Annotated in this window: 26 protein-coding genes and 1 pseudogene; all 27 read left to right on the top strand. The window is 34.0% G+C overall.

The features are described from left to right. The first annotated feature begins 45 nt into the window (after positions 1-45). A complete protein-coding gene (locus QM524_RS03030) occupies positions 46-561 on the top strand; it encodes a hypothetical protein (RefSeq protein ID WP_283343428.1) in 516 nt (171 codons plus the stop codon). A 33-nt stretch (positions 562-594) separates the two neighbouring features. Further along, complete coding sequence (locus tag QM524_RS03025) at positions 595-1,293, top strand: hypothetical protein (RefSeq protein ID WP_283343427.1); 699 nt, start codon at positions 595-597, stop codon at positions 1,291-1,293. Positions 1,294-1,511: 218 nt separating this feature from the next. Beyond that, the gene (locus QM524_RS03020; RefSeq protein WP_283343426.1) at positions 1,512-2,114 is read left to right on the top strand and encodes a hypothetical protein; all 603 of its coding nucleotides are present in this window, start codon (positions 1,512-1,514) and stop codon (positions 2,112-2,114) included. A 254-nt stretch (positions 2,115-2,368) separates the two neighbouring features. Continuing rightward, positions 2,369-2,542, top strand: coding sequence for a hypothetical protein (locus QM524_RS03015; RefSeq protein ID WP_283343425.1), 174 nt, complete (start codon positions 2,369-2,371; stop codon positions 2,540-2,542). 24 nt (positions 2,543-2,566) lie between these two features. Further along, positions 2,567-3,097 (top strand): hypothetical protein, encoded by a 531-nt coding sequence (locus QM524_RS03010; RefSeq protein WP_283343424.1) that lies wholly within the window; start codon positions 2,567-2,569, stop codon positions 3,095-3,097. 49 nt (positions 3,098-3,146) lie between these two features. Beyond that, positions 3,147-3,806, top strand: a complete 660-nt coding sequence (locus QM524_RS03005; protein ID WP_283343423.1) for a DUF4844 domain-containing protein — start codon at positions 3,147-3,149, stop codon at positions 3,804-3,806. 75 nt (positions 3,807-3,881) lie between these two features. Beyond that, entirely contained in the window at positions 3,882-4,958 is a 1,077-nt protein-coding gene (locus QM524_RS03000) for a serine hydrolase domain-containing protein (protein ID WP_283343422.1), read from the top strand. A gap of 20 nt (positions 4,959-4,978) precedes the next feature. Next, positions 4,979-5,749 (top strand): hypothetical protein, encoded by a 771-nt coding sequence (locus QM524_RS02995; protein ID WP_283343421.1) that lies wholly within the window; start codon positions 4,979-4,981, stop codon positions 5,747-5,749. A gap of 332 nt (positions 5,750-6,081) precedes the next feature. Then, a complete protein-coding gene (locus tag QM524_RS02990; protein ID WP_283343420.1) occupies positions 6,082-7,146 on the top strand; it encodes a ligand-binding sensor domain-containing protein in 1,065 nt (354 codons plus the stop codon). Between the two features lie 182 nt (positions 7,147-7,328). After that, positions 7,329-8,927 carry a hypothetical protein gene (locus tag QM524_RS02985; protein ID WP_283343419.1) on the top strand — a complete coding sequence of 533 codons (1,599 nt, stop codon included), beginning with the start codon at positions 7,329-7,331 and terminating at the stop codon, positions 8,925-8,927. A 955-nt stretch (positions 8,928-9,882) separates the two neighbouring features. Then, the gene (locus QM524_RS02980) at positions 9,883-10,398 is read left to right on the top strand and encodes a hypothetical protein (RefSeq protein WP_283343418.1); all 516 of its coding nucleotides are present in this window, start codon (positions 9,883-9,885) and stop codon (positions 10,396-10,398) included. 61 nt (positions 10,399-10,459) lie between these two features. Continuing rightward, positions 10,460-11,500 carry a hypothetical protein gene (locus QM524_RS02975; protein ID WP_283343417.1) on the top strand — a complete coding sequence of 347 codons (1,041 nt, stop codon included), beginning with the start codon at positions 10,460-10,462 and terminating at the stop codon, positions 11,498-11,500. Positions 11,501-11,587: 87 nt separating this feature from the next. Then, the gene (locus QM524_RS02970; RefSeq protein WP_283343416.1) at positions 11,588-12,310 is read left to right on the top strand and encodes a DUF1444 family protein; all 723 of its coding nucleotides are present in this window, start codon (positions 11,588-11,590) and stop codon (positions 12,308-12,310) included. 178 nt (positions 12,311-12,488) lie between these two features. Further along, a complete protein-coding gene (locus tag QM524_RS02965) occupies positions 12,489-13,694 on the top strand; it encodes a WG repeat-containing protein (RefSeq protein WP_283343415.1) in 1,206 nt (401 codons plus the stop codon). A 49-nt stretch (positions 13,695-13,743) separates the two neighbouring features. After that, positions 13,744-14,286: a hypothetical protein gene (locus QM524_RS02960; protein WP_283343414.1), complete on the top strand. Its 543-nt coding sequence runs from the start codon at positions 13,744-13,746 to the stop codon at positions 14,284-14,286. Positions 14,287-14,393: 107 nt separating this feature from the next. Further along, a complete protein-coding gene (locus QM524_RS02955; RefSeq protein WP_283343413.1) occupies positions 14,394-15,047 on the top strand; it encodes a hypothetical protein in 654 nt (217 codons plus the stop codon). An 86-nt stretch (positions 15,048-15,133) separates the two neighbouring features. Then, on the top strand, positions 15,134-15,676 hold the full coding sequence (locus QM524_RS02950; RefSeq protein ID WP_283343412.1) for a M23 family metallopeptidase: 543 nt from the start codon (positions 15,134-15,136) through the stop codon (positions 15,674-15,676). Positions 15,677-15,761: 85 nt separating this feature from the next. Continuing rightward, complete coding sequence (locus QM524_RS02945) at positions 15,762-16,424, top strand: hypothetical protein (RefSeq protein WP_283343411.1); 663 nt, start codon at positions 15,762-15,764, stop codon at positions 16,422-16,424. Positions 16,425-16,522: 98 nt separating this feature from the next. After that, positions 16,523-17,215: a hypothetical protein gene (locus QM524_RS02940; protein ID WP_283343410.1), complete on the top strand. Its 693-nt coding sequence runs from the start codon at positions 16,523-16,525 to the stop codon at positions 17,213-17,215. A 75-nt stretch (positions 17,216-17,290) separates the two neighbouring features. Further along, the gene (locus tag QM524_RS02935; protein WP_283343409.1) at positions 17,291-18,079 is read left to right on the top strand and encodes a PhzF family phenazine biosynthesis protein; all 789 of its coding nucleotides are present in this window, start codon (positions 17,291-17,293) and stop codon (positions 18,077-18,079) included. A gap of 65 nt (positions 18,080-18,144) precedes the next feature. Beyond that, positions 18,145-18,759, top strand: coding sequence for a hypothetical protein (locus tag QM524_RS02930; protein ID WP_283343408.1), 615 nt, complete (start codon positions 18,145-18,147; stop codon positions 18,757-18,759). A gap of 29 nt (positions 18,760-18,788) precedes the next feature. After that, a complete protein-coding gene (locus QM524_RS02925) occupies positions 18,789-19,085 on the top strand; it encodes a DUF6958 family protein (protein WP_283343407.1) in 297 nt (98 codons plus the stop codon). A 187-nt stretch (positions 19,086-19,272) separates the two neighbouring features. Further along, the gene (locus tag QM524_RS02920) at positions 19,273-19,857 is read left to right on the top strand and encodes a hypothetical protein (protein ID WP_283343406.1); all 585 of its coding nucleotides are present in this window, start codon (positions 19,273-19,275) and stop codon (positions 19,855-19,857) included. Positions 19,858-19,868: 11 nt separating this feature from the next. Further along, positions 19,869-20,225 carry a hypothetical protein gene (locus QM524_RS02915; protein WP_283343405.1) on the top strand — a complete coding sequence of 119 codons (357 nt, stop codon included), beginning with the start codon at positions 19,869-19,871 and terminating at the stop codon, positions 20,223-20,225. A 429-nt stretch (positions 20,226-20,654) separates the two neighbouring features. Next, positions 20,655-21,032: pseudogene (arr, locus tag QM524_RS25965) on the top strand (NAD(+)--rifampin ADP-ribosyltransferase); the annotation flags it as partial. 467 nt (positions 21,033-21,499) lie between these two features. Beyond that, a complete protein-coding gene (locus tag QM524_RS02905; protein WP_283343403.1) occupies positions 21,500-21,994 on the top strand; it encodes an acyltransferase family protein in 495 nt (164 codons plus the stop codon). 185 nt (positions 21,995-22,179) lie between these two features. Then, entirely contained in the window at positions 22,180-22,608 is a 429-nt protein-coding gene (locus tag QM524_RS02900) for an acyltransferase family protein (protein WP_283343402.1), read from the top strand. The last annotated feature ends 52 nt before the right edge of the window (positions 22,609-22,660 follow it).

Below are 22,660 nucleotides of genomic sequence, written 5' to 3'. Positions count from 1 at the left end.
CTATGTAATATTGAACGCAACCCAAAAAATATTTTTACCCATACGATGACTGATTCTATTTTAACAAAGGACATAAAAGCAAAAATCAAAAAACTAGCCTATTATCAAATCATCGGAGGCTTAGTCGGCACACTCTTATCTATTTATTCAATTATCAAAAGTGAGTCACCAGCCAGTTACATCTATTTTTTGGCAGCAACGCTTATGGTGTTTAATTTTTTCACTATTTTTTCTGGTCAGCAATTAATAACAGGTAAAATTAAAAGAGGTCTTTTAATTTCATTAATTTGTCAAATCCCACAAATTATCAATTTTACTATAGCTGGATTTGGATTCACTTTAGTTTCTGGAATTCTGATCTCAATCGGCGTTGACTATACTCAATCATTTAAATTGGTTATGAACAGTGGCTTCTCAATGTTAGCCTTCAATTGGAACAATCAAGATGCGTCGATTATCTTCAACATAAATATTGTGGCAGCCTTCTGGACTGCACAAATTGTAAAAATTCAAGAGGAGATTAAATATAGAGAAAGGTTGCTTGAGGGGTTGACTTTGTAGGGTAAAAGTAAGCGAACAACATTAAATTAAAATATGAAATATTACGCATTGTTTGACAAAGCCCCTTTTTTTCTTCCTGTTGTTGCTGAACATACTCATATTCACACAGTAGATCGTGTGGATCTTTTTTATGGCAAAAACACTGAAACCAAATTTGTAAAACCGATAGGAGTATATAAGTCAGAGTTCTATGAATTCATGATGGATACAGATATTGGGGATGGTAGCTTTGTTATAAATGAAAGAGTGAAAAATATTCTGGAAAAATATAACATTGATAACCTAAAATTCTATGAAATTGCTGTTTTTGTTGGTAAGGAACAGCAAAATTGGAAAGAGTTTTCACAGATTTCTGATAAATTTTATTATGTCACAATACAAAAATATGACTATTTAAGTGAGATCAATTTTCAGATGTCTCGTTTTTTATTAGGACCTTCCTATAGAAGAGAGGATGAGCACTTAGAAATAGAAGTTAGGGATTTAGAAGACTTAAAGAGAATTAGTAGAGAAAATTCAGATATGAATATAACTGCAAAGAAATTATATATTCAGGATAGTTCTATGAAATTTGATATAATCAATTTTAACCTAAATGGCTTAAATTTTTATCATTTTAGAAATCCACTAGGTATATCAGAACGATTAAAAGAAATTTTGAGTCTTCATAACGTAAGTGGCATCGATAGATACAGTTCTGAATTCGTTTGTGAGATCTTTGATAAATTATGAGAGATGGTGTTAATGCGGTCGCTGGTGCTGGATACCTCTCATGTACTCTTTTTTTCTTGGGATTTTATCCCAAACAATAGTATAGCTTTTTTACTTTTATCTATTAATGTCTGTAAGGAGAACCTTTTAGTAAAGAGTTTTATATATTAATTACTGGTAAAGTACATGTAGCAAAAGCTAGTCATTCTAGTAATCTTACTAGTGTATATTCAGAATCAATGACAGAAAGGGAAATAATCATCTACAAAACTAGACCGAAGCTTATTCTTTTGAGTATAACCCTTTGTGGTTTTGCTTGGTTTCAGCTCTTAAGCATTTTAATAATCAAAAGTGTAAACACGCAGTTCGGCGTTTTATCTATATCATTTATTATATGTTTTGAAACCCTATCGTTAACCGCACTTTATTATTTCCTTACCATGCGAGGCATTAAGCTTAGCGGAAAAACACTTTGTGTTTATCATTTGTATCTACCTATGAGGGAGGAATTCACATTTGAAGAAATAAGAAGTCTGCATCAAACAAAGGAAAAGGTCATTATCAACGAGGGCGTACTTTCAAAGTCAGGGTATAACTTTTATCATATTACAACTATAATATTGCTCAAAAATGACAAAGTGATTAAGCTTTACAGTATTGGTGAAATGGACTTTAAAGAGTTAAACCAAACCTTTCAAAGGTTGAGACGTGGTGAGGGTAAAATCAAAGTCCAAAAACGGCATATATTTCTATACCTATTGGACAATCTTCATGATGTATTCATGACAATTTTTTTCTTATTTATAACCATCGGACTTGGATACGCCCTTTTGTTTGGTTAGTTTTTATCTGCTAATGAAATTACAGATCAATTTTTATTCTTAAAAAATGTCAGCCAGACTAAATGTATTATTTGTGATTGTATATTCTTCAAATCTATCTGTTTCAGTAAGAAAAGAAATCAGACCAAAACGTTAAATCATTAGTAACCAAAAAGTTATCAATATTAAGAAAATTCAATGATTTTTTACAAACGTTAATAGTGTTTATCTAAAGTATTAATTTTCACATCTTAGCTCCAGTCACCCTATATCACATGATTCGACATCTCATTTTTGTAGTAACGATTATTTTGCTTTCATGCAAAAAAGACTCACAAACATCCGAAAAAGCTCAGCACATTGATACGGTGTCTAATGCTAGCCAGAAACCTATTGAAAACTCGAAGCAATTTGAATTTACAGTTGCCACAGAACAGGATTTCATCTAGGCCAAAGCAAAATTCAAAGATAAATTGACTCAGGATACAATCAACTTTCCTAAAATAAATGGAGAAATCAAACTACTGATTGAAGGAAAAAAACCTACTCAACTCTCCTTTAGAGATACGCTAATAAATACAGACGATGAGAACATTAGAGAGTATAAATATGAAGGCCAATTTAAACAAATAGACCATTATGTGGTAAGTGGTACATTCTGGGAGCACTATGAAATCTATTTGATCAACAAAAAAACAGGAGAAAATACATTACTTTGGAACGTTCCAGCTTTATCCCCTTCCAACCAATTTATTGCAAATCTATCGCTACCATTTGGGCTTGAAGGAACTCCTATTGGTATTCAGATTTGGCGTATTAACAAAACAAATAATACTTCAAATTTTAGTATCTCAAAGCATATAGAAATAAACCCAATAGACTGGGCTCCAACTGATTTTGTATGGCAGTCAGACAAAATTATTCTTCTAAAAGTAGCAAAGGTTGATACTTTTTTAAATAGCAATGGTATCCCTCATAAGAACGATTATTACTATCTAAATTGAGTTTTTAATTCTGAACACTAATTAAATCATCAAAAAACCCAACCTACTTATGCCATCAAAAGAACAAATAATCGAGAAACTAGGCGAGTTTATACAAATGGATAAATTCTCTGAAGAAGCATGGAATCAACGAGGGCTTCTTCCGTCAAGTGATGAAATGAGTCAAGAATTGAGTGCATTTTTTAACGACACATCCCAAAAACTCATAGAAAATATTGATAAAAACAGCGACTCTAAAACGCTCCTAAAGACCTTAAATTCACAATTATCTACATTGGAGAAAGATGATTTTGATACTGAGGAAAAAGAATTCATCAGTGATTTACTGTATGACCTAGCCTCTTTAGTAGAGGTGGACATCAATGAAGATTTAAACCAATGGCTCTATGGATTCACCCTTGACACCATTTCATATTTTCAAGAAATGTTTGAGTCTCAAAAAAAAGTAGAAATAATTGAACAAGTATGCACTGGATGTAGTAGTATGATTGAGTTCATTATCAAAGACATAGATGACCATGCCGTACAAACAAACTGGTTGGTGGTTGAATGTGTTACTTGTTCAGAGTTAAATTTAATTCCGACTGGCAAAAATATTAGGCTACAAAATTACGGTACTTATCTAGTAAAAGAGCAGCTAGATGGAAAGGACTATAACCAGAACAGTGCTCTCGATTACTTAGCACATCTCAAGCAAAATCGAAGCTAAACAATTTGTCTATAATGCACTGAAATTATCAGGTATTAACTTTATCCTTTCCAAGCTCATATAACTCCCTTTCCAATGAAATATCTTTCGATTTGCCTCCTGATTCTGATTACATCATGTACATTTGGACAACAAGAAACCTTTGATGAGGTGCTAAACTATTACCAAACTAAGCAAAACTTTAATGGAACGGTACTTGTATCGAAGGGTGGTAAAATAGAGTTTTTACAAGGCATTGGTATTGCTAACCGAGAGACTGATTCAAAAATTTCTAAATTTTCAACTTTCAGAATAGCCTCTATGACTAAAGCATTTACTGCGGTACTGATTTTACAACTTTACGAAAAAGGTAAACTAGATTTGAAGACCCCTTTCAGCAAATATTTCCCGACTTACAATGGCAATGCAAAAAATGTAGTAACCATCGAAAATTTACTAACCTATAGCTCAGGAATTCCTGACAAAATAGGTAATATTGGCATGCAACCCTACAAGAAGCGGTTGTCTCTCGATGATTTTATAAATCAATATTGTAGCGAAGATATCGTCGAGAAACCAGGTGAGAAAAGTATCTACAGCAATGTGGAGTATATAATTTTGACTAAAATAATTGAGAATATCACCAAAAAATCCTTTTTGAAAGTCCTCCAAGAGCAAATCCTAATACCTTTAAAAATGAGTCATTCTGGATTGATTAGTGATAAATACAAGCCCAAGGGTTTAGTAGATTCCTATTCTATCAATGACAGCACCAAAACCATCTTGAAAGATGAACCGTATTTTGCCGAAAATTTCTTTGGTGCGGGTGCCATGTACTCTAGTGCGGAAGATTTATTCAAATTTGATCAAGGGATTTTTCAAGAGAAATTACTCAGCTCCGCTAACACAAAACTACTCATCAAACCAAACCCCAAACTTGGGAATACTGCTTTTGGTGTATGGTACGCCGATGGATATGGGACATTCAACAAACCCTTTATTTATCGCACTGGTGGGATTCTAGGTGCAAACTCAAATTGGATACATACCCTCGAAGACCAGCGCTGTATTATTGTCTTAAATAATACCGATGGAACCAATCTATATGGTATGTCAGAGCAATTCTATTTAGTAAGCAAGGGTGAAAAGCCCAGCATGATAAAAAATAAATAAATCTTAGCGAGTCTAAAAATATGATGGAATTTATTCAAGAAATAAAGAATCGAAACGAAGTTTTATTCTATTTTGGTCATGTCTGCCTTTGGGCTGGGATTATATTTTTGGTACTCTCGACAATCTCTCCGTTGAAAATCTACGGCATAAGCGCATGGTACAAACCTTTTAAATTTGCTATTTCATTAGGAGTATATTCATGGACTATGGCATGGTATTGTCATTATTTACCCAATTTTAATTTGAGTTTGTTCAACTGGACAGTCGTAGTTCTATGGAGCTTTGAACTTATTTATATTACATTACAAGCAAGTAAAGGGCAACTTTCACACTATAACTTATCGACGCCAGTTTATACGATACTGTATGGTCTAATGGCCATTGCCGCCACTGTTGTTACGCTATACACAGCATATATCGGTTTTTTATTTTTCAAAGATGACTTCCCAATGTTACCGACATATTACCTTTGGGCAATCAGACTGGGCATTGTACTCTTTGTGATTTTCTCATTTGAAGGTTTCGCCATGGGATCAAGACTCAACCACAGTGTAGGCGCGTTGAACGATAATTCCAATTTATGGATTATTGCTTGGAGTAAAACGGTGGGGGATTTGCGAGTTGCACACTTTATCGGGATGCATGCTTTACAAATATTACCAATCGTTTCATTTTATTTCTTAAAAGACACCAAACTTACAATAGGGCTTGCCATCATATACGGGCTTCTCTCCATAAGCACACTTATTCAGGCTTTACAGGGAAAGTCTTTTCTAAAAAGCTTCATATAACTCTTGTAACTTTTGGATGCTTAATAACCTCTTAATCAATTAGTTAATATATTTTTTATTGACCCAATCTGATTACTGGACAACATTAAATGTACTAGTTCAAGACTTGGTCTTGGACTCATTTTTTCAAAAGTTTTAAACTGTTGAAAAAAAATCAGTGAAAAAGTCGATACACCTGAATCACACTTTCTTATTATACCCAGTAATCAGTGACCCAATTTTTTTTATACCTTGTTCAATTTCCAAAATATTGAGCTTTCTTTGAAAAGAAAGAATTACTTCGTTAAATTGTAGAAAGTTGTCAATTTTTAACCTCCAACCTGCTAAGCCAAATGGCCTCTTTCAAAACAACAATCACATTTAGCCTATTCATACTTTTATCCTCTTGTTTTGGGCAATTAAAAACGCAAGAAAATAACTCAGCTCCCACCGTCGTAAAATCCTTCAAAACAACTGGATTGGCCCCTGATTTTGATACCACATTGGTAAGTCAGTACATCAGAAGTATTTTTCAAGATTCGAAAGGTAATTTGTGGTTTGGCACCATCGGTGATGGTGTAGTTCGCTATGACAAAAAAAACTTGCAATACTTTTCAACCCAAGAAGGATTTATCTCAAATAGCGTTTTTGCCATCAATGAAGACCATCAAGGAAATATGTGGTTTGGAACAGACCAAGGTGTTTATCAATATAATGGCAAAACCTTTCGAAACTTCAATCAAAAAGACGGACTTCAGCAAATAGATATCAGTCGCAGAAGTATCCTAGTGGACAAATCAGGTAAAATTTGGGTAGGCACTCATCGAGGTGTGTATCAATATGATGCCGAGGCAGACCGACAAGGGAAGCCAAGCTTTAGTGTATTTTCATTACTACCAGAAATCAACACAGCCGATATATTTGAAGATAAATCAGGAAATATTTGGTTTGCGACGTCCAATCAAGGAGTTTTTAAATATGATGGAAAAACAATCACAAATTTTAATGAAAAAGCCCAACTAGGAGAAAACTATGCAGGAGGAATTGCGCAAGACTCAGCAGGAAATATGTGGTTTGTGTTCAAAAATGGAATCTGTAAATATGACGGTAAAACATTTACAGAATATACCGCTAAAGATGGCTTAGGAGGAACTGAGTTTTGGGGCATATTAATAGAGAAATCCGGGATAATCTGGATTACTGCCAGAGGTAGCACCACCAGATTCAACCCGTCCATTCCATTACCAAACCCTAAGGCATTTAGTGTATTCACTTCTGCAGATGGATTTACTTGTTGTGTACAAAGTATTTTCCAAGATCAATCAGGTCATGTATGGTGGGGAACTGGTCAAGGATTATATAATTTTGATAAAACAAGATTTTATCAGGTAAAGCGTAATGGACCTTGGCAAAATTAATTGGATGACTTTCTCCTTATTTAACCAAGTTTAAATTCTTCGCCTCGCGGAGATAAAACAATGTAATTTTTTATAGAAAATTAGATATGTGGCTATCTATAAACTTTTGGGCATGTATTGTGCCCAAAAGTTAGATTTTTACAATATCCCCCTTGTTACACCATAGTCTTAAGACCAATTATATGAAAAAAATATTACTTATCATTTGTTGCATTTTCAGTTTTACTTTCATTTTAGCCTTTTTATACACCAAATATCCAAGTGATAAAACGATACGAAATCTTGTCCAAAATAACCTTATTCATCAAACTCAAGTACTCTCCTACGAAATTGAACTAGCACAAATTGGCTGCGAATCAAATAGCTGTTATTTGCGAGCACTTCTCAATAATGAGTTTGATAGACTATCTGGAGGTTTTTCAAATCGATATCAATACGCCACTTACAATTTTGAGGATAAAACGCTAACCAAGGCAGAAAGAGTTGCCAAAAGAGTTACTTTATCAGACTATCTCTCTAAACTGGCAGTATGCCAACTTATTACTGAAAGTATACGCAGAAGTTTTCAAATTAGGATAAATAATAATGAATTTGTTCATCCGATTCAATTGCTCACTAATATTATTGAGCAAGTCTCACTACAGGAACTCTTGATGCCCCAAATGCTCAAACCTTATGCGATTGCATTAAAAAATAAAGGGATAATTGATCATAACTTTGATAATCTTCTCAAGAATATCGAATCAAATAAATTACAATCAACACTTGATCTTTTGAATTATTCGAGCAAAGCTGTGCTGATAAATTATCAAGAATATGACCCAAAAATCACAAGGAATTATCTTGAAAAGCTTTTACAAAAAATAGCTAAAGTATTGCCAGAATTAAGTTTTCATCATTTTGAATCTAAGATAATTGTTGATAGTACATCGTCTGAAAATGAAAACAAAGATTACCAAGTAACAGTATCGTTGACAGTGAATGGTCACAAATACCAACAACTTTTCAAGCATTATGCTAACACAGATGCAAAGTATGATGTTGTTGCTCTTGAAGATTATTACAAAGTATTCAACAAAATACTTGTTGACATTCAATCACCTTACCGATTACATTTGGTGAAGGTGCCCGAAAATATCACTTCTGAGCTACATTTTTTCGGGATTATGGCTCTGACAAAAGAGCAAGAACAATTACTCAAGCAAAATCAAATTTACTTGACAACTAGTCTGGAAAATTTCGAAAAATCATTAACAACAAGTAGAGTGGAAGTTGCGATTAAGGAGTACCAAAACATTGGTTTATTGGCACATCTATCACCGAAGCAAACAAAAGAAGCAAAAGAGCGGATATTATCACAAGATCATACTAGTTTAAACGACATACTAAAAGGTTTTCCCGATGTTTTTTTAAGATTAGATGCTGAACTACAAAATCTACAAGACCCCTACGCTTCATTGGTGAAAGAACTAAAGCAACTCTCTCACAACGAATTCTATCCCATAGACGTATCGGATAATTTTGATATTAATAACGGTAAAAGTGTCGTAGTAAAATTCAAAATTAAGAATAAGAACTATCAAAAAATATTAAAAATTGAAGATGACTGGATTGATATTGATTTTTTTAGTTTTATAGACAGTGTGGTTAAGGAACAAAAACTGAAAGGAAAATTCTACAGTATTTTATCTGACAGTCAAATCATCACCTTGATTTACCTGACAAATGATCAGTACATTTATCTCAAGAAAAATAAACTTATAGAATTCTCCTCATTTTAAATCAATTTATGTAATACAATCAATTGATTTAATGAGAGAGATACTGGCTGGTGCTGAATTTCTTTGCTAGTGCAGGATTTCAATGCTGGTGCTGGATTCCTATCCAGCACCGACCATTTCTTAGGATTCTATCCGATTGGTATTGATATAATTATTTTGCCGATTCAATTATAACTTCATAAGCTACTTTTTCTAAATTAGTGCAGAAATTAAAACGTCTAGCAAATAAAAATTGACTCTTAACCGTAACTCAAATGAAAATATTTCTTACACTTAAACATTGGCAACTATTCGGAATCTCCTTCGGGTTACCAATCATTTTTCAAATTATTGCATTCGTATCAATATTTGGAAGTAAAACCCCAGCTAACTTTTTTTATATTTCTTATCTCTTCCCGCTTTTGACGCTTGTATTCATGTGTACGTATTTTGGTTGGTTTTATGCTGTTGGCTCTAATTTGCACCAAAAATTACCTTCCTCTGTAAAAATGAATCTAACGCTCTTCAAAACCTTTTTGGTTTTCCCAATCGTTTATATTGGATTTATATGCCTTATTATTTTTAACATGTCTCAGTTGGGGGAACCTAATTTTATGCTATTCACTTTGATTTTTCCTCTTCACTTAATTTCGATGTTTTGTGTTTTCTACTGCTTATATTTTGTTACGAAGGTGATAAAAACGGTAGAAAGACAGGAAAAGGTAAGCTTTGGCGATTGCTTGGGGGATTTTTTCCTGATATGGTTTTTCTTCATTGGCATTTGGATTATCCAACCAAGAATTAATGCGCTATATCAAAAAGATGTAGCATAGAAAACAAATTACCAACCAGAAGGGTGTTTTGTGCCTGTTTCAGTTTAAAAACTTCTGAAAAATAAGTCTCACACGTTAGAGCCGAATTCTTATCCAACACCGACCTTTCTTAGGATTCTAACCTAAATTTAAGTTCAAAAGATATGTTCTCGTATGACCAAGCGAAAATAATCGTTCAAAACTATCTCTCTAACTTTGAGTTTAGTCGTATTGATGACACTTTTGTGGTTATTGAAGAGCAAACCATTGAAAAACCATTTGCTTGGATATTCACCTATACAAGCAAACAGTTATTTGAAAGCATTGATGTAAAATTTCAGATAGCTGGTAATTCATTAGTATTTGTCAACAAGTATTCTGGTAAAATATGTACTTATTCAACTTCATTAGACTTGGACACCCTCCTTGTAAAATACGAAGAAGAAAACCTTATTTGGAGATTAGTTATCATGGACATAGATTCACTTAGTCAAAAACAACTCCTTTTCTTGAAAAGAAACTTAAACCTTGATTTAACACAAATCTCTAGAATAATTACTGATAAAGTGCAAGATTTACAATGTGGTTCACTCAATCGACTAAAGGAATTACAAGAAAATTTATTGGAATGCGATATAAGAACTGAAATTATGATTAATGTAATTTCGTCATGTCCTTAAATACATTTGAACATTCAGATAAAATCGACCTCGTAATCCAAAACCTCCAATCAAATATTTTATGAATAAAATCATCCTCTTTTTGATAGCATTAAACCTCGTTGGCTGCCAAAAAGAAAAACAGAATCCCGAACAAAAGATTTTTGATAGAATCTTATTTGTATATCATTTAAAACAAACCGTGGAAGCTGAAACGTGGAAGACATTCAATGCTCCTCAATATGATGTTCCATTGGTTTATTTTACAGATTCTAGTTCGTATATAGCAAATCCCACCGAAAAATTTCTAAAAACATTCAAGTCTGAACTTTTATTGGAGGATGGTAAAGTTAAAATTTACAAAACTCAAAAAAGAGTGGATGATTCTCCCTTTCACATGGAGACAGGCATGACTTTGGGCGACCCTACCCCTGAATTTAATTACCATTCGCCTTTTATGATGTGTAGTAGCTTCGAGGAGACTGTCAAAACCATCCCGGATGTTGGATCCACGGATGAATGGACCACCATGATTATCCACGAATATTTTCACGGTTTTCAATATAAGCACAAACCCTATATGGAGTATTATGAAAAAGAAATCGTACAAATCCAACCAGATAGTTTGAGTGCTTTTTACAAAACCGTTCCTTGGTTTAAAGAATCTATTGATATCGAAAATAGGTTTTTGTTGGAGGCTATCTCAGAAAAAGATAACATTAAAACTGCTAAAATCCTTCGTGATTTTTGGGTTAAAAGAAAGCAAAGAAGGCAAAAATTCCAAAAGGTATTCAAGTTTGATATCGACAAATTTGAAAAGTGTTATGAAACCATGGAAGGTACCGCAAGATATGTTGAATTCTCATTATACAATCATTTTGCCCAAAGAAAACCAGATGAAAGCTTATTAAAATCTGACAGCTCTTTCAAATCATTTGCAAAATTCAAGAACTATAATCTTCAAAAGGATCAATGGTTGTATCTGACTAACAAAACTACATACTTCTATGCAACGGGTTTCAATATGGCTCGCTTACTAGACAAACTAGGTATCGAGTACAAATCAAGACTTTTTAAAGATGGTACAATTTCGTTAGAAGATATTCTGAGAGAACAGCAGTAGTGCCACCCAGTCCAATTTAACACCTGATTATCTCGTATTTTAATAAAGTATTCAAACAAATAATCCAAAACCTTTTCACACCAAACCATGGGAATTTTCGATCAATTTTTCAAAAAAAACCAAAACACCGAAAGCAATCAAGAACCATCCGCCTTCGACATACCTATTTCTGAACTACAAAAGGCTAGAGAAGGCACTATAAACCTTGGACAAAGTATTTTCCCTGTCATCAAAAGAGCTGATGACCCGAAGGTCAATATCGATTCGATTTCTGCAGGAGAAATTCTTAAAGACCCCATCGCAGAAGAAATTGTGGTTTGCTACGTAATAGATATGGGCGAAAATTTTGAGTTTATTACCACAAAGCATCTCTTGAGCTTTGGACTAACCTTTGATGATATACGTGACGCAGGCAAACGAAATCTCATCAACCGAGTAAATGAAGATTGTAAAATTTCGATTATGGATTATTCCTCGAGCAATCCTGCCATCAAGCCTTTTTATCGTTTGGAATTTGATAGTAATCTGAATCCTTCCATTATGCTTTTGGATGAATTTTGGGAGTCGAGTATCAAAGAAATTATTGATATTGATACCATTGCGGTAACAATCCCAGCGAAAAATATTATTTTCTTCTCCGATATGAAAGTGATGGAGAGCTTCAGAACGATGCGTCCAATTTCAAAAAAATTCTACGAAGCCTCTATATTAGATCAGGTAGAATTATCGACAAATACGTACATCCGTAAGAACGGAAAGTGGATTTTATTTCTTGATACGGATGAACAAATGGCTGAACTTTGGTCGTGATTTCAGCTAAAAATAAGCTTTATTCTTATTAATAACCGATAGGTTAATTGGCATATTTTCATCAGATAATTTTACTTATAGGAAGAAAATATGCTTTTCGGTCAACTATTTCAAATATTCGTAAATAGTTCTATCTTTCCATGCCAATAAATATCGATGCTTCTAATCCAACATAATTATGCTAAATCTAGGTGTCAAAGTAGTAAAATTTATCATAGTCTTCAATTTTGTTATGCTATCCCATGGATTAGCATTAGGACAAAAAAACGACGTTTGGATACGCTACCATGATAAAGCCAAGAATTTATACGGCTACAAAGATTTAAAAGGTAAAATTAAAATTCCCGCCAAGTTCGAAAAATATTTCACCCAAGCTGACTCATTTTACAATATCATCTCGGTAAAAGAAGAAACCTTACATGATTACAAGACTTATTATCTCCTTAAAAATGGGAAAAAAGTTGGTTTAGACAGCTTATATATTTTAGACTATGCTGTTGATTGTGAAAGTGAAGGAAAAATCCGATTCCAGAACAAGAAAAATGACAGAATTGGCTTTTTAGATAAAAATGGGAAAGCTGTCATCCCTGCCATTTATAATTATGCAACGCCGTTTTATAATGGTGTGTCCAGAGCACTTATAAATGCAAAACGTACGTGCTGGGATGAAAAGGAGGATACACTAAACTGTGAACATCTAGCTTGGAAAGGAGGAATCAAAGTTTTAATTAACGATAAAAATGAGATTTTGGCTGATAGTCTTCATAACCTTCCAGATAATATTAATTGGTATTCATTAAAAACAAATCAAGCCGACTTAGACACGAGTATTTGGTTTACTATTAAGGGGAAAAATGGGAATACCTATTCATTTATAGATTATCAAAAAGAGTTCAGACATTGGTTTGATACGGAGTTTTTGCCCGCCCTAAAATCCACGAATAAAGAGAGTTTGAAACGGCTGTTCTTTTCAGATTTACAAATTGAATCGTTGAAATTAGGGACGAGTAATCCCCATCAAAAAAATTTCAATACTTTTGTCCGCAAAATAGTTACACCCGAACGATTTCAAGCCAATGCTGTAAAAGAAATCCATATAATGAATGTGGATTTAATGTTCATGAACTCGGAAAAACCTATTTATAAAAAATATTTTGACGCATGCGGTCGCCACCAAAAAGAGAAGTTTCCTACTTTTTTAATTACCATCGACTACTATAGAAAAAGAAAAGAACCATTTATTCTAAAGAGTTTTCCTCAGGTAGATGCAAATTGGAAACCATCTGAATTTTATATCAACCATGAGTTAGATTATCAGGAAAGATTTGAATTTCTTAAGACAAGCGATGGATATAAACTGTTTGAGGTTTATGTAAAAAACTGAATAATGACATAGTCAAAAATAAATTAACCGATAAAAATTATTACCTACTATGACTTTAACATATAGCTTATCTGAAGATGACTTTCTCAATAGTCAGTTATTCATTATAAAGAGCAAAGGAACTTTTCAAAAGTTCAGACAAATAAGTATGATAACAATTACCGTTTTGTACATTATTACAGTTAGTTTTTCTTTTTACTTTAAAAAGGACTTCTTAGGATATACCATGATAATAATTGGATTGATAACACTTATCGCTTATCCAACTTATTATAAGCAATCATATAAAGAAAGATTGAGAACCCAGCTAAGAGATTATGTAAATAATAAGTTCGACATTGAATTTACAATAGTACTTACTGAAGATTATTTAAGGTCTTTTTCTGAAGATTGTGAAACAAAAATAAAACTTCAACAAATCGGAGAGATTTTTGAGGTCGGCGAATATTTTTACTTGAAATTAAAAATTGGAGATACATTGATCATTCCAAAAAATCCAGTTGAAAACATCCAAGATTTGCAGTCAGAATTAAAACAAATCGCACAAAGATTTGAAATTGATTATACCACAAATCTTAATTGGAAGTGGTAAACCAAATTCAATGATTACTTTTCAGACGCACTTCCTAAAGCTTAATTTGATTTGATTGTATATCTCTAAACAATCCTTTAAAACAACCTCTTTTTACACCACGGCAAATGAAATATTTACTTTTTTTAATCACTCTTCTCTGTGTTTGCAAACAAGCACAATCTCAAACCAACTGGATCAGCAAAGAGGATAGTTTAGGAAATCTATTGTTTAGGGAAACGAATGTTTCCAGACACGATCAACAAACTTGGCAGTTTTTTGTAAAAGAGACAGGGTATATTCCTCCTCTCGGTCTTAGGCAGAGGGCTACAAACTTAGTGAATGATAAGAATATAGATACTCTTCCTCTACTGAAAAAAACAGTGCTATATCTGCTAATCTCAGACAATCAAAAAAACTTGATAGAAAACCCTTCGGATGGTTTAAAGCTGTATATCTTTAATGTTTCGACTAAGCAGGTCGCAGTCCCTAGCATTGGTACAGCTCCACAAAGCTTAATTGAGTATATTTTTGTAGAAAATAAATGGATAGTTCTTCGTAGAAAAGCAGGATGGCTCTGTCGTAAACCACGACCAAAAATTCATTTTCTACCCAATACAGTTAGTTGCTATAATATTTCTCCTGTCAATCAGGAAAATGGTACAATCACTTTAAAGTATAAAATTATGATGAGTTACAATAATCAGTCAATAGAATCAAACCAAATTACCATAAAACTTTACTCCAATCAACTGCAAAGGCTTTTGGAAGAGAATAATTGACATAAAGAGCATTAGACATATTACTAAGGAGAAAGGAATCTAGTTAGAAGAAAAGATAAATTAGTTCGTCCTTCCAATTTTTAGCAATGAAAAAAATAAAACTCTCTAAATCATTTATATATATCACAACCATTATTGTCATCGGGTTCTGTATTCCTCAAAACCTCAAAATGCCTGTTGCAGAAGCCACAAAGGATAGCTACAACCAACAATCCTTTTGGTATTGTCCATGGGGAAAATCGGTCACTCATAAAGGGGTAGATATTTTTGCTAAAAAGGGGACAAAAGTCTTTTCTGCTACTAAGGGTATTGTGTTATATCAGGGCGAAATTCCCATAGGGGGAAAAATCGTATTTGTACTCGGACCAAAATGGAGGCTTCATTATTATGCACATTTGGACAAAATTACGGTTCATGTTCTAAATTTTGTAAACCATCAATCTGTGATTGGAACAGTTGGGGATTCTGGCAATGCTTCAGGCAAAAGCCCGCATCTGCATTATTCTATTGAAACCATAATTCCTTATCCTTGGAGAATTGATAAAAGTCGCCAAGGATGGAGAAAAATGACTTTTTTAGACCCAACCGTATATTTGAACGAATATTTCTCCAACCGCCATCATGAATAGTAAGCGGCATCTGTTTTGAGAAAACTCGAAGACATTACCCTATATTCAATTTTAAAATTCCATAATTAAAACACTTATTCAAAACATGAAAAATACCATTTTAGCTCTTACCCTATTGACGTCGTTAAGTCCTTTTGTTTCTTATTTCGCTGAGGGTTTTCCTTCAGAAAATTATTCAAATAATTTCAGACAAGGAGTCATCACCATTATACATCCTGATGGGGTACATACAGTAATTCATTACAACGGTCAAATGAAATCAATTATTCACCCCAATGGAAAAATGAGTACGGTAATGGATACTCCCTCAACCAAAATAATTACGCATCCAGATGGTAGAGTTACTACCGTTTACAAACAAGGTATTCAATCGAGTATAATCAATCCCGATGGTTCGATGTCGATTATAAGTCACTATGGTCTCAATAACGTTATCACCTCCAGCAATGGAACTCAGGTAACGATTTATGATAATGGTACTACCAAAAGTGTTATTGGACCAGACGGAATCTGGCTTAACCTTCACGTAAGTAAAAGTGATAAAAGTTTAGACGATCCAGATGCTGCCGAATTAATTGTAATTACGAGCGAAGAAGCAATAAAAAAGAGCAAATCAATACCTCAACAAAGTGTTTCTACAAAGCAAAGTCGGAGACACGCTCAAGAAAAAGAGGAAGACAGTTTCTTTGATTTTATCTACGATTCTTTTTCTAATGTGGTGAAAAAACTCATTAATTCCATATTTTAAAATTGTAGAATAGATATTCTGCTTTGATTTCGTTACTCTTATTTAAGTCATTGAGATAGTGCTAAAATTGGATTTTAAAATCATAAATAATTTTGGGAATGAGGTTTTTAGTTTGGATGGATTCAAAATTATCATTAGCAGTTTTGATTGTCTGCTTTATGTCTGCCTGTAGGAATGAAAACACAAAAAATACATCGAATGAATTTTCCGAAAACTCCCAAAAAGTTCCTTTTGAACTTCCTCAACCTTTGGGAAAAATTTCAATTTCCTTACCAGAGCGATATGATACAGTATTTCACTGGATTGATTATTCGGATTGTCCCTCTTGTCATCACATAAAGTATCGAGCACAACCAAAGCATTTTCCTATTTTAAAAGAAACTGGATTTATTTCAGTAGAAGAACCACAAGATTCGATTGAAAGATTTACGATAAAACATCCTTTATTCCTTGAAAATCTACCGATTGAAGACTCGATAAGTATTGTAAATTTGCATTGGAACTTAAGGAGAAATCATAATTTATGGCGCGAAATATGCACAGAGTGTAGCCAAATAAAGCTTGAAACTATCACCAAAATAAACAATTATACCTTCTCTGTGTTTGGACTAAAGGGTTATAATTCAAAGCAATGTAGATGGATAAAACTACTTATCGCTCAAACCAGCCGACACGGGAACCTGTTGGAATTCAGATTTGAAATTGCTTACAAACGAGATAATCAGCGTACACATGATTTCTTTCAAAACTCGATGTCATATCTGAAATCTATTAGATTCGAAAATCATTAACTTTCTAAAGCTTAACCAAATTGCTGGTCTAAAGACCAATAATGACAAAATCAAAAGGATTTAGTTGACTCAATCATGAAACTAAACTTATATCAGATAGATGCTTTTACTGACCAAGTTTTTGGAGGTAATCCTGCATGCGTTGTACCATTAGAAACATGGTTACCCGACGACATACTCAAGAAAATCGCTCAAGAAAATGCGGTGGCAGAAACTGCTTTTTTTGTTCCTAAAAAGGATGCTATTCATTTAAGGTGGTTTACTCCAGAAATCGAAATGGATTTATGCGGTCATGCAACTTTGGCTACAGCGCATTGTCTCAAAACAATACTTAACTATTCTTCCAACACTATTTTGTTTGAAACCTTAAGTGGAGAATTAAAAATAGAGGTTGATGGTGATTTATATCGAATGGATTTTCCCTCGAGAATGCCGATTAAAGCTGAATTACCTGCAATAATTGCCCAATCTTTAAATATTCAACCAAAGGAGGTTTATAAATCAAGGGACTATTTACTTGTCTATGAGAGGGAGGAAGACATTAAGAACATCAAGATTAACAGGCAACAATTTGACTTGATTAACCTCGACCCAGGGGGAGTAATTGTTACGGCGGTGGGAACAAATGATGATTTTGTATCCAGATTTTTTACCCCACAAGCCTCCATTCTCGAAGATCCAGTAACTGGTTCTGCCCATTGTTCTTTGATTCCATTTTGGGCAGAAAGACTTGGTAAAAACATACTTAAGGCAACACAGATTTCGGAAAGGGTTGGAACACTTTATTGCCAAAACCTTGGAGAAAGAGTCATCATTAGTGGCAAAGCCAAAACTTACTCGATGGGCTCACTTTGGACAGTATAAAATCAATTATCCAGTTGATTTTTGTATATTTAAACCTCTGTCAACCAAGCTCTTCATGAACTAAAATGAGATACTTCTTAAAAAAATATGCAGTTTTATTGTCTTTGGCAATAGCCTCAATTCTCATGTTAATCGCTACACTTCAATATGCTGGCGGAACGATTCAAGACAAAAACACGATCGGATTCGATTGGTCTAGGAATTTTTTCAGTAATCTGTTTCAAGAAAACTCCTTAAATGGATTGCCTAACTTAGGAAGGATATGGGCCATTTTCGGAATGATATTTTATTCGTTGGGAAATGGCGTATTTTTTATCAATATGTCCAAGAAAATCAGCGATAAACAAGCCACTTTGGTTTTGAAAATCGTAGGATATAGCGAAATTCTATTCAATTTTTTGATAGCGACACCTTTACACGATAGCATGGTAACAATAACGAGTACGCTAACATTATTGGGCTTATTTTATATCACCATATTTTCATTCAAAACTTCTCTCCACCTATTAAAAATAGGCTGTGTGTTATCAATGCTTGTTTTCTATTATACCTTATTTTTGTACGGCACAGGCAATTGGGGTTTGCTAGCCATCATGCAAAAGGTCACCATTATTGGAAATATATTGCTGGTAATCAGCATGGAGCATTTTGTCCAAAAAGAAGATTTTCATCTAAAATAAACCCAGCCTCCAATTATAATAGCTAAATTATGGAAACCGAGAAGATTCAAACAATGCATCCTGACCCAACAAAATCAAATAAAAAGATTTTGTTGCTAAAATATGAAACCATTAAAACTACATTACTTTCTATTTTACAAGTTTCAGAATTAACGCATACCGATTTAATGGAAAAATTGTATCAGGAAGTAAAAGATACTTTCGAAGGTGGTGTACAATGGTACGGAGAAGTAGTAAAACTTGATTTAGAAGCGAGAGGAATAATCGAAAGAACGAAGACCAAGCCAGTTCTGTACAGATTGAAAAATGACTCTATTGAGTCATAGTCGTTTTTTACCACCTATTTTTTTACCTACTGAGTTTCAACTTTATAAGCAACCATGGGTCCGAAGCACTTCTTTAAGTTTTCAATTTTATTATTCATCTGCAATTGTATAGTTATTCTTCCACTTATTCATATCTCTTTACTTTTTATTTCAGATTGCCTATATTTTCATCTTGGGCAATAGTCTCTTGATTACAATTTTATCAAAGATTTTAGCTAAAATCCAACTCCCACAAGCTGCCATTATTGGAGCATTGATATCCTGTCTGAGTTTGAATTTAGCCTATTTATCTTGGCATTTAGGTATATTCGTTAATCCTTTTTATGGTTTTCTCCTATTCTTGGTAGCTTCATCCGTACTATGGTTTCTACTTCCTAAATCAAAATTAGTCTATCATAAAACACCCTTTAGCCTTATTGCCGTATTGGGGTTATTTCTAATTCCCTATTTCGTAGGAGACAGATTACCAAGTCTTCCTGAGAAAAGAAATACAGTGATGACCGAAATTATCATTAGAAATTTTGCTAAAAAAGATACCATACACAACTTCGTTGAAATCAGTTATCTTAGACAGCCCCTATTTGGCTTACGGCAAACTCAAACAATCCAAAAATTGCGCCCTAACGCAAGAGGCGGTTTTAGGATAAACCTAGCCTCTGTTTTTGATATTAAAATTCAACTTATAGACGATAAAAACAGGGTGCAAAACTTCCATATCTCAAGTAATCAGTTAAAAGTGCAAAGAAAGTTTATATTTGATGCTAAACAATAAATGAGAGTCAAATGCTTTACAACTATCGATTTACTTTTTCATTTTTGATCGCAATCCCAGCTATTTTATTTCTGTGCTTGTTTGAAGAAACTAAAAATTGGCCTGAAATTATCATATACAATAAAACAGGGTATCAACTCGATTCTCTGGAATTTGAAGAACACTACTTTCAACTAGCGCTAAATGATTCTATAATTATCAAAAATTGTAAAAGCTTTTCTATGCAGGATGATTTACCATTTGGCTTTCCACAGGCCAAAATCAAGGGTATTAGCGTCAAGAAACCTCCATTTTTTATCTGCGGAGCAGGAGTCTCAAAAATTGTGCATGGAACCTACCAATACGATATTATACTTAATAAAAAATAGATTTTCCATTTCTGATTTGACAGAATCATAAGTGATAAATCAAAATCATAACCCCTTACAAGTATGGAGTTTTCACCCTTCAACCCAATTGTCAAATTATGCCTACAAGGCATGGAATTAGAAGCTCAAAATAACTTCGAAAAAGCCTTAAATACTTATACTCAAGCTTGGAATGAGGCAAGTAATGACTTTGAAAAGTATCTTAGCTCCTACTATATCGCCAAACTTCAAGAAGACAAGCATCAAAAGTTGTCTTGGTTGGAATCAACTTTATCCTTTGCCCTAAAAGCAAATAGTCCAGCGGTAAATACGGCATTGCCATCTTTATACCAAACTCTTGCCAAATGTTACGAAGCATCGGGCGAACTTGACAAAGCGAAAGAGTATCGTACTCATTCTGAGACACATCGATGTAGCCCATCAGACAATGGCCCTTTTTACCATGGCACGAGAGCGGACTTATCAATTGGCGATTTCTTAGTGGCTGGGGGAAAGTCCAATTACCAAAGTAATCTTAAAATGAATCATATTTATTTTACTGCCTTGGTCGATGGGGCTGGTTTGGCAGCAGCATTAGCAAAAGGTGATGGTGTCGAGAGAGTTTTCATGGTAGAACCTACAGGTAACTTTGAAAATGACCCCAATCTCACAGATAAAAAATTCCCTGGGAATCCAACTCGCTCCTATCGTTCGGAAGCTCCACTGAAAATCATTGGAGAAATAAAAGAATGGAATCGTCGTAGTCCTGAGGAAATACAGAAGTTTAGAGAAAAACTTGATAACAATAAAGGAGAAATTATCAATTAAACTTTGGTAGAACCTCAGAACATAACAAGTATTTATAATCAAAGTTCTTCTAAAAAGCGCTTGCTTCTACATGGTTTTTCTTACAATACCTAATGCCAACACATGATATGTCAAAACTATTACAAGACAACACAGAACCTACTCTACTTCTGATGTATATTTGATAGTGTCCTAAAGATTACAATCTCTGAAACCTGAACCATTCAATATCTATGAAAACCAGAATCCCCATCCTACTTATTCTCCTATAATACTGTGCTTTATTAATCAAAATCATGGTATTCAAAGACTTATCAACCATAGCAATTGGTGGTTTGATATTAAATTTTTCAAGAACAATTTTAGGGAATGGTCCCAACTTTTGTTATTTCAACCTATCCCCATAATTATACTAAAAGTAGATAACACCCTATTCTTTAAAATAAACCCAAATGCTATAATCAATTGATAATCAAACGTAAAATTAAGTGAACAACCACAATTTGAGTACGAAGCCTCACTTTCAAATTCTTGATGGGCTTCGCGGAGTAGCGGCTATTATTGTCGTATTCTTTCACCTTGCCGAACCACTTGCCAGTAACCACCTTGACAACATCGTAAACCATGGCTACTTGGCGGTTGATTTCTTCTTTCTCCTCTCGGGTTTTGTCATTGGATATGCCTACGATGACAGGTGGGACACATTAACGTTTAAGGGCTTTTTCCGTCGGAGGTTAATCAGACTTCAGCCTCTTGTCATTTTAGGTATGACTCTTGGTGGCATTACCTTCTATTTTACCGACTCTACGATTTGGCCGATGATTCATACGATTCCACTATGGAAACTCATCGTTGTAATGCTAATCGGGTACACCATTTTACCCATACCGCTTTCAATGGATATTCGTGGTTGGCAAGAAATGCACCCGCTCAATAGCGTAGGTTGGTCGCTTTTCTTCGAATATATCGCCAACATCCTTTAAAGTTTAGGAATTAGAAAATTATCGAACAAATCGCTTTCTATCTTTGTGGCACTGTCAGCAGTATTGCTGGTTCAATTTGCTGTAACAAACTCAAACGGTGATGTAACAGGTGGGTGGACGCTGAACTATGAACACATGCGTGTTGGCATCACAAGAACCCTTTTCCTTTTTTTGCAGGCTTACTTTTGTCAAGAGTAACCCAACCGACTAAGATTAAAAATGCGTTTTTGTGGTGTAGTATCCTTGTTGCAACAGTTTTATTTATGCCAAGAATTGGAGGAGCGACTCAACTTTGGATGAACGGTCTTTATGAATCCATTTGCATCATCATCATTTTTCCAATAATCGTATATATCGGTGCTAGTGGAATTTTGCATCCTAACGAAGATAAAATTTGTAAATTTCTTGGTGACATTTCCTATCCTTTATACATGACGCACTATGTATTGGTGTATTTTTATGTGGCTTGGATTAGTAATCATAAAGGAATAACGCTGGAGGACGCTTGGCCAATGGCCTTGCTCACATTTGGAAGCGCTGTAGTTTTGGCTGTTATTAGCTTAAAACTTTACGATGAGCCAGTTAGAAAATGGTTACATCAAAAGCTTGGATAAGCCTCAGGTTCACCTTTTTGACTTGAACTAACTATTAGTAATTTGGTAAATA

Source organism: Flectobacillus roseus, from assembly GCF_030056595.1.
Classification (GTDB): domain Bacteria; phylum Bacteroidota; class Bacteroidia; order Cytophagales; family Spirosomataceae; genus Flectobacillus; species Flectobacillus roseus.
The sequence above is the reverse complement of the archived record's forward strand: the minus strand, read 5'-3'. Positions and strand labels throughout refer to the sequence as shown.

Coding starts and splice junctions, on each gene's coding strand:
- QM524_RS02985 (WP_283343419.1), top strand. CDS start 7,329: ATGAAAAAAATATTACTTATCATTTGTTGCATTTTCAGTTTTACTTTC.
- QM524_RS02975 (WP_283343417.1), top strand. CDS start 10,460: ATGAATAAAATCATCCTCTTTTTGATAGCATTAAACCTCGTTGGCTGC.
- QM524_RS02990 (WP_283343420.1), top strand. CDS start 6,082: ATGGCCTCTTTCAAAACAACAATCACATTTAGCCTATTCATACTTTTA.
- QM524_RS02950 (WP_283343412.1), top strand. CDS start 15,134: ATGAAAAAAATAAAACTCTCTAAATCATTTATATATATCACAACCATT.
- QM524_RS02935 (WP_283343409.1), top strand. CDS start 17,291: ATGAAACTAAACTTATATCAGATAGATGCTTTTACTGACCAAGTTTTT.
- QM524_RS03020 (WP_283343426.1), top strand. CDS start 1,512: ATGACAGAAAGGGAAATAATCATCTACAAAACTAGACCGAAGCTTATT.
- QM524_RS02995 (WP_283343421.1), top strand. CDS start 4,979: ATGATGGAATTTATTCAAGAAATAAAGAATCGAAACGAAGTTTTATTC.
- QM524_RS02915 (WP_283343405.1), top strand. CDS start 19,869: ATGCTTTACAACTATCGATTTACTTTTTCATTTTTGATCGCAATCCCA.
- QM524_RS03030 (WP_283343428.1), top strand. CDS start 46: ATGACTGATTCTATTTTAACAAAGGACATAAAAGCAAAAATCAAAAAA.
- QM524_RS02960 (WP_283343414.1), top strand. CDS start 13,744: ATGACTTTAACATATAGCTTATCTGAAGATGACTTTCTCAATAGTCAG.
- QM524_RS02930 (WP_283343408.1), top strand. CDS start 18,145: ATGAGATACTTCTTAAAAAAATATGCAGTTTTATTGTCTTTGGCAATA.
- QM524_RS02970 (WP_283343416.1), top strand. CDS start 11,588: ATGGGAATTTTCGATCAATTTTTCAAAAAAAACCAAAACACCGAAAGC.
- QM524_RS02925 (WP_283343407.1), top strand. CDS start 18,789: ATGGAAACCGAGAAGATTCAAACAATGCATCCTGACCCAACAAAATCA.
- QM524_RS03015 (WP_283343425.1), top strand. CDS start 2,369: ATGATTCGACATCTCATTTTTGTAGTAACGATTATTTTGCTTTCATGC.
- QM524_RS02945 (WP_283343411.1), top strand. CDS start 15,762: ATGAAAAATACCATTTTAGCTCTTACCCTATTGACGTCGTTAAGTCCT.
- QM524_RS03005 (WP_283343423.1), top strand. CDS start 3,147: ATGCCATCAAAAGAACAAATAATCGAGAAACTAGGCGAGTTTATACAA.
- QM524_RS03000 (WP_283343422.1), top strand. CDS start 3,882: ATGAAATATCTTTCGATTTGCCTCCTGATTCTGATTACATCATGTACA.
- QM524_RS02965 (WP_283343415.1), top strand. CDS start 12,489: ATGCTAAATCTAGGTGTCAAAGTAGTAAAATTTATCATAGTCTTCAAT.
- QM524_RS02940 (WP_283343410.1), top strand. CDS start 16,523: ATGAGGTTTTTAGTTTGGATGGATTCAAAATTATCATTAGCAGTTTTG.
- QM524_RS02980 (WP_283343418.1), top strand. CDS start 9,883: ATGTTCTCGTATGACCAAGCGAAAATAATCGTTCAAAACTATCTCTCT.
- QM524_RS03025 (WP_283343427.1), top strand. CDS start 595: ATGAAATATTACGCATTGTTTGACAAAGCCCCTTTTTTTCTTCCTGTT.
- QM524_RS02955 (WP_283343413.1), top strand. CDS start 14,394: ATGAAATATTTACTTTTTTTAATCACTCTTCTCTGTGTTTGCAAACAA.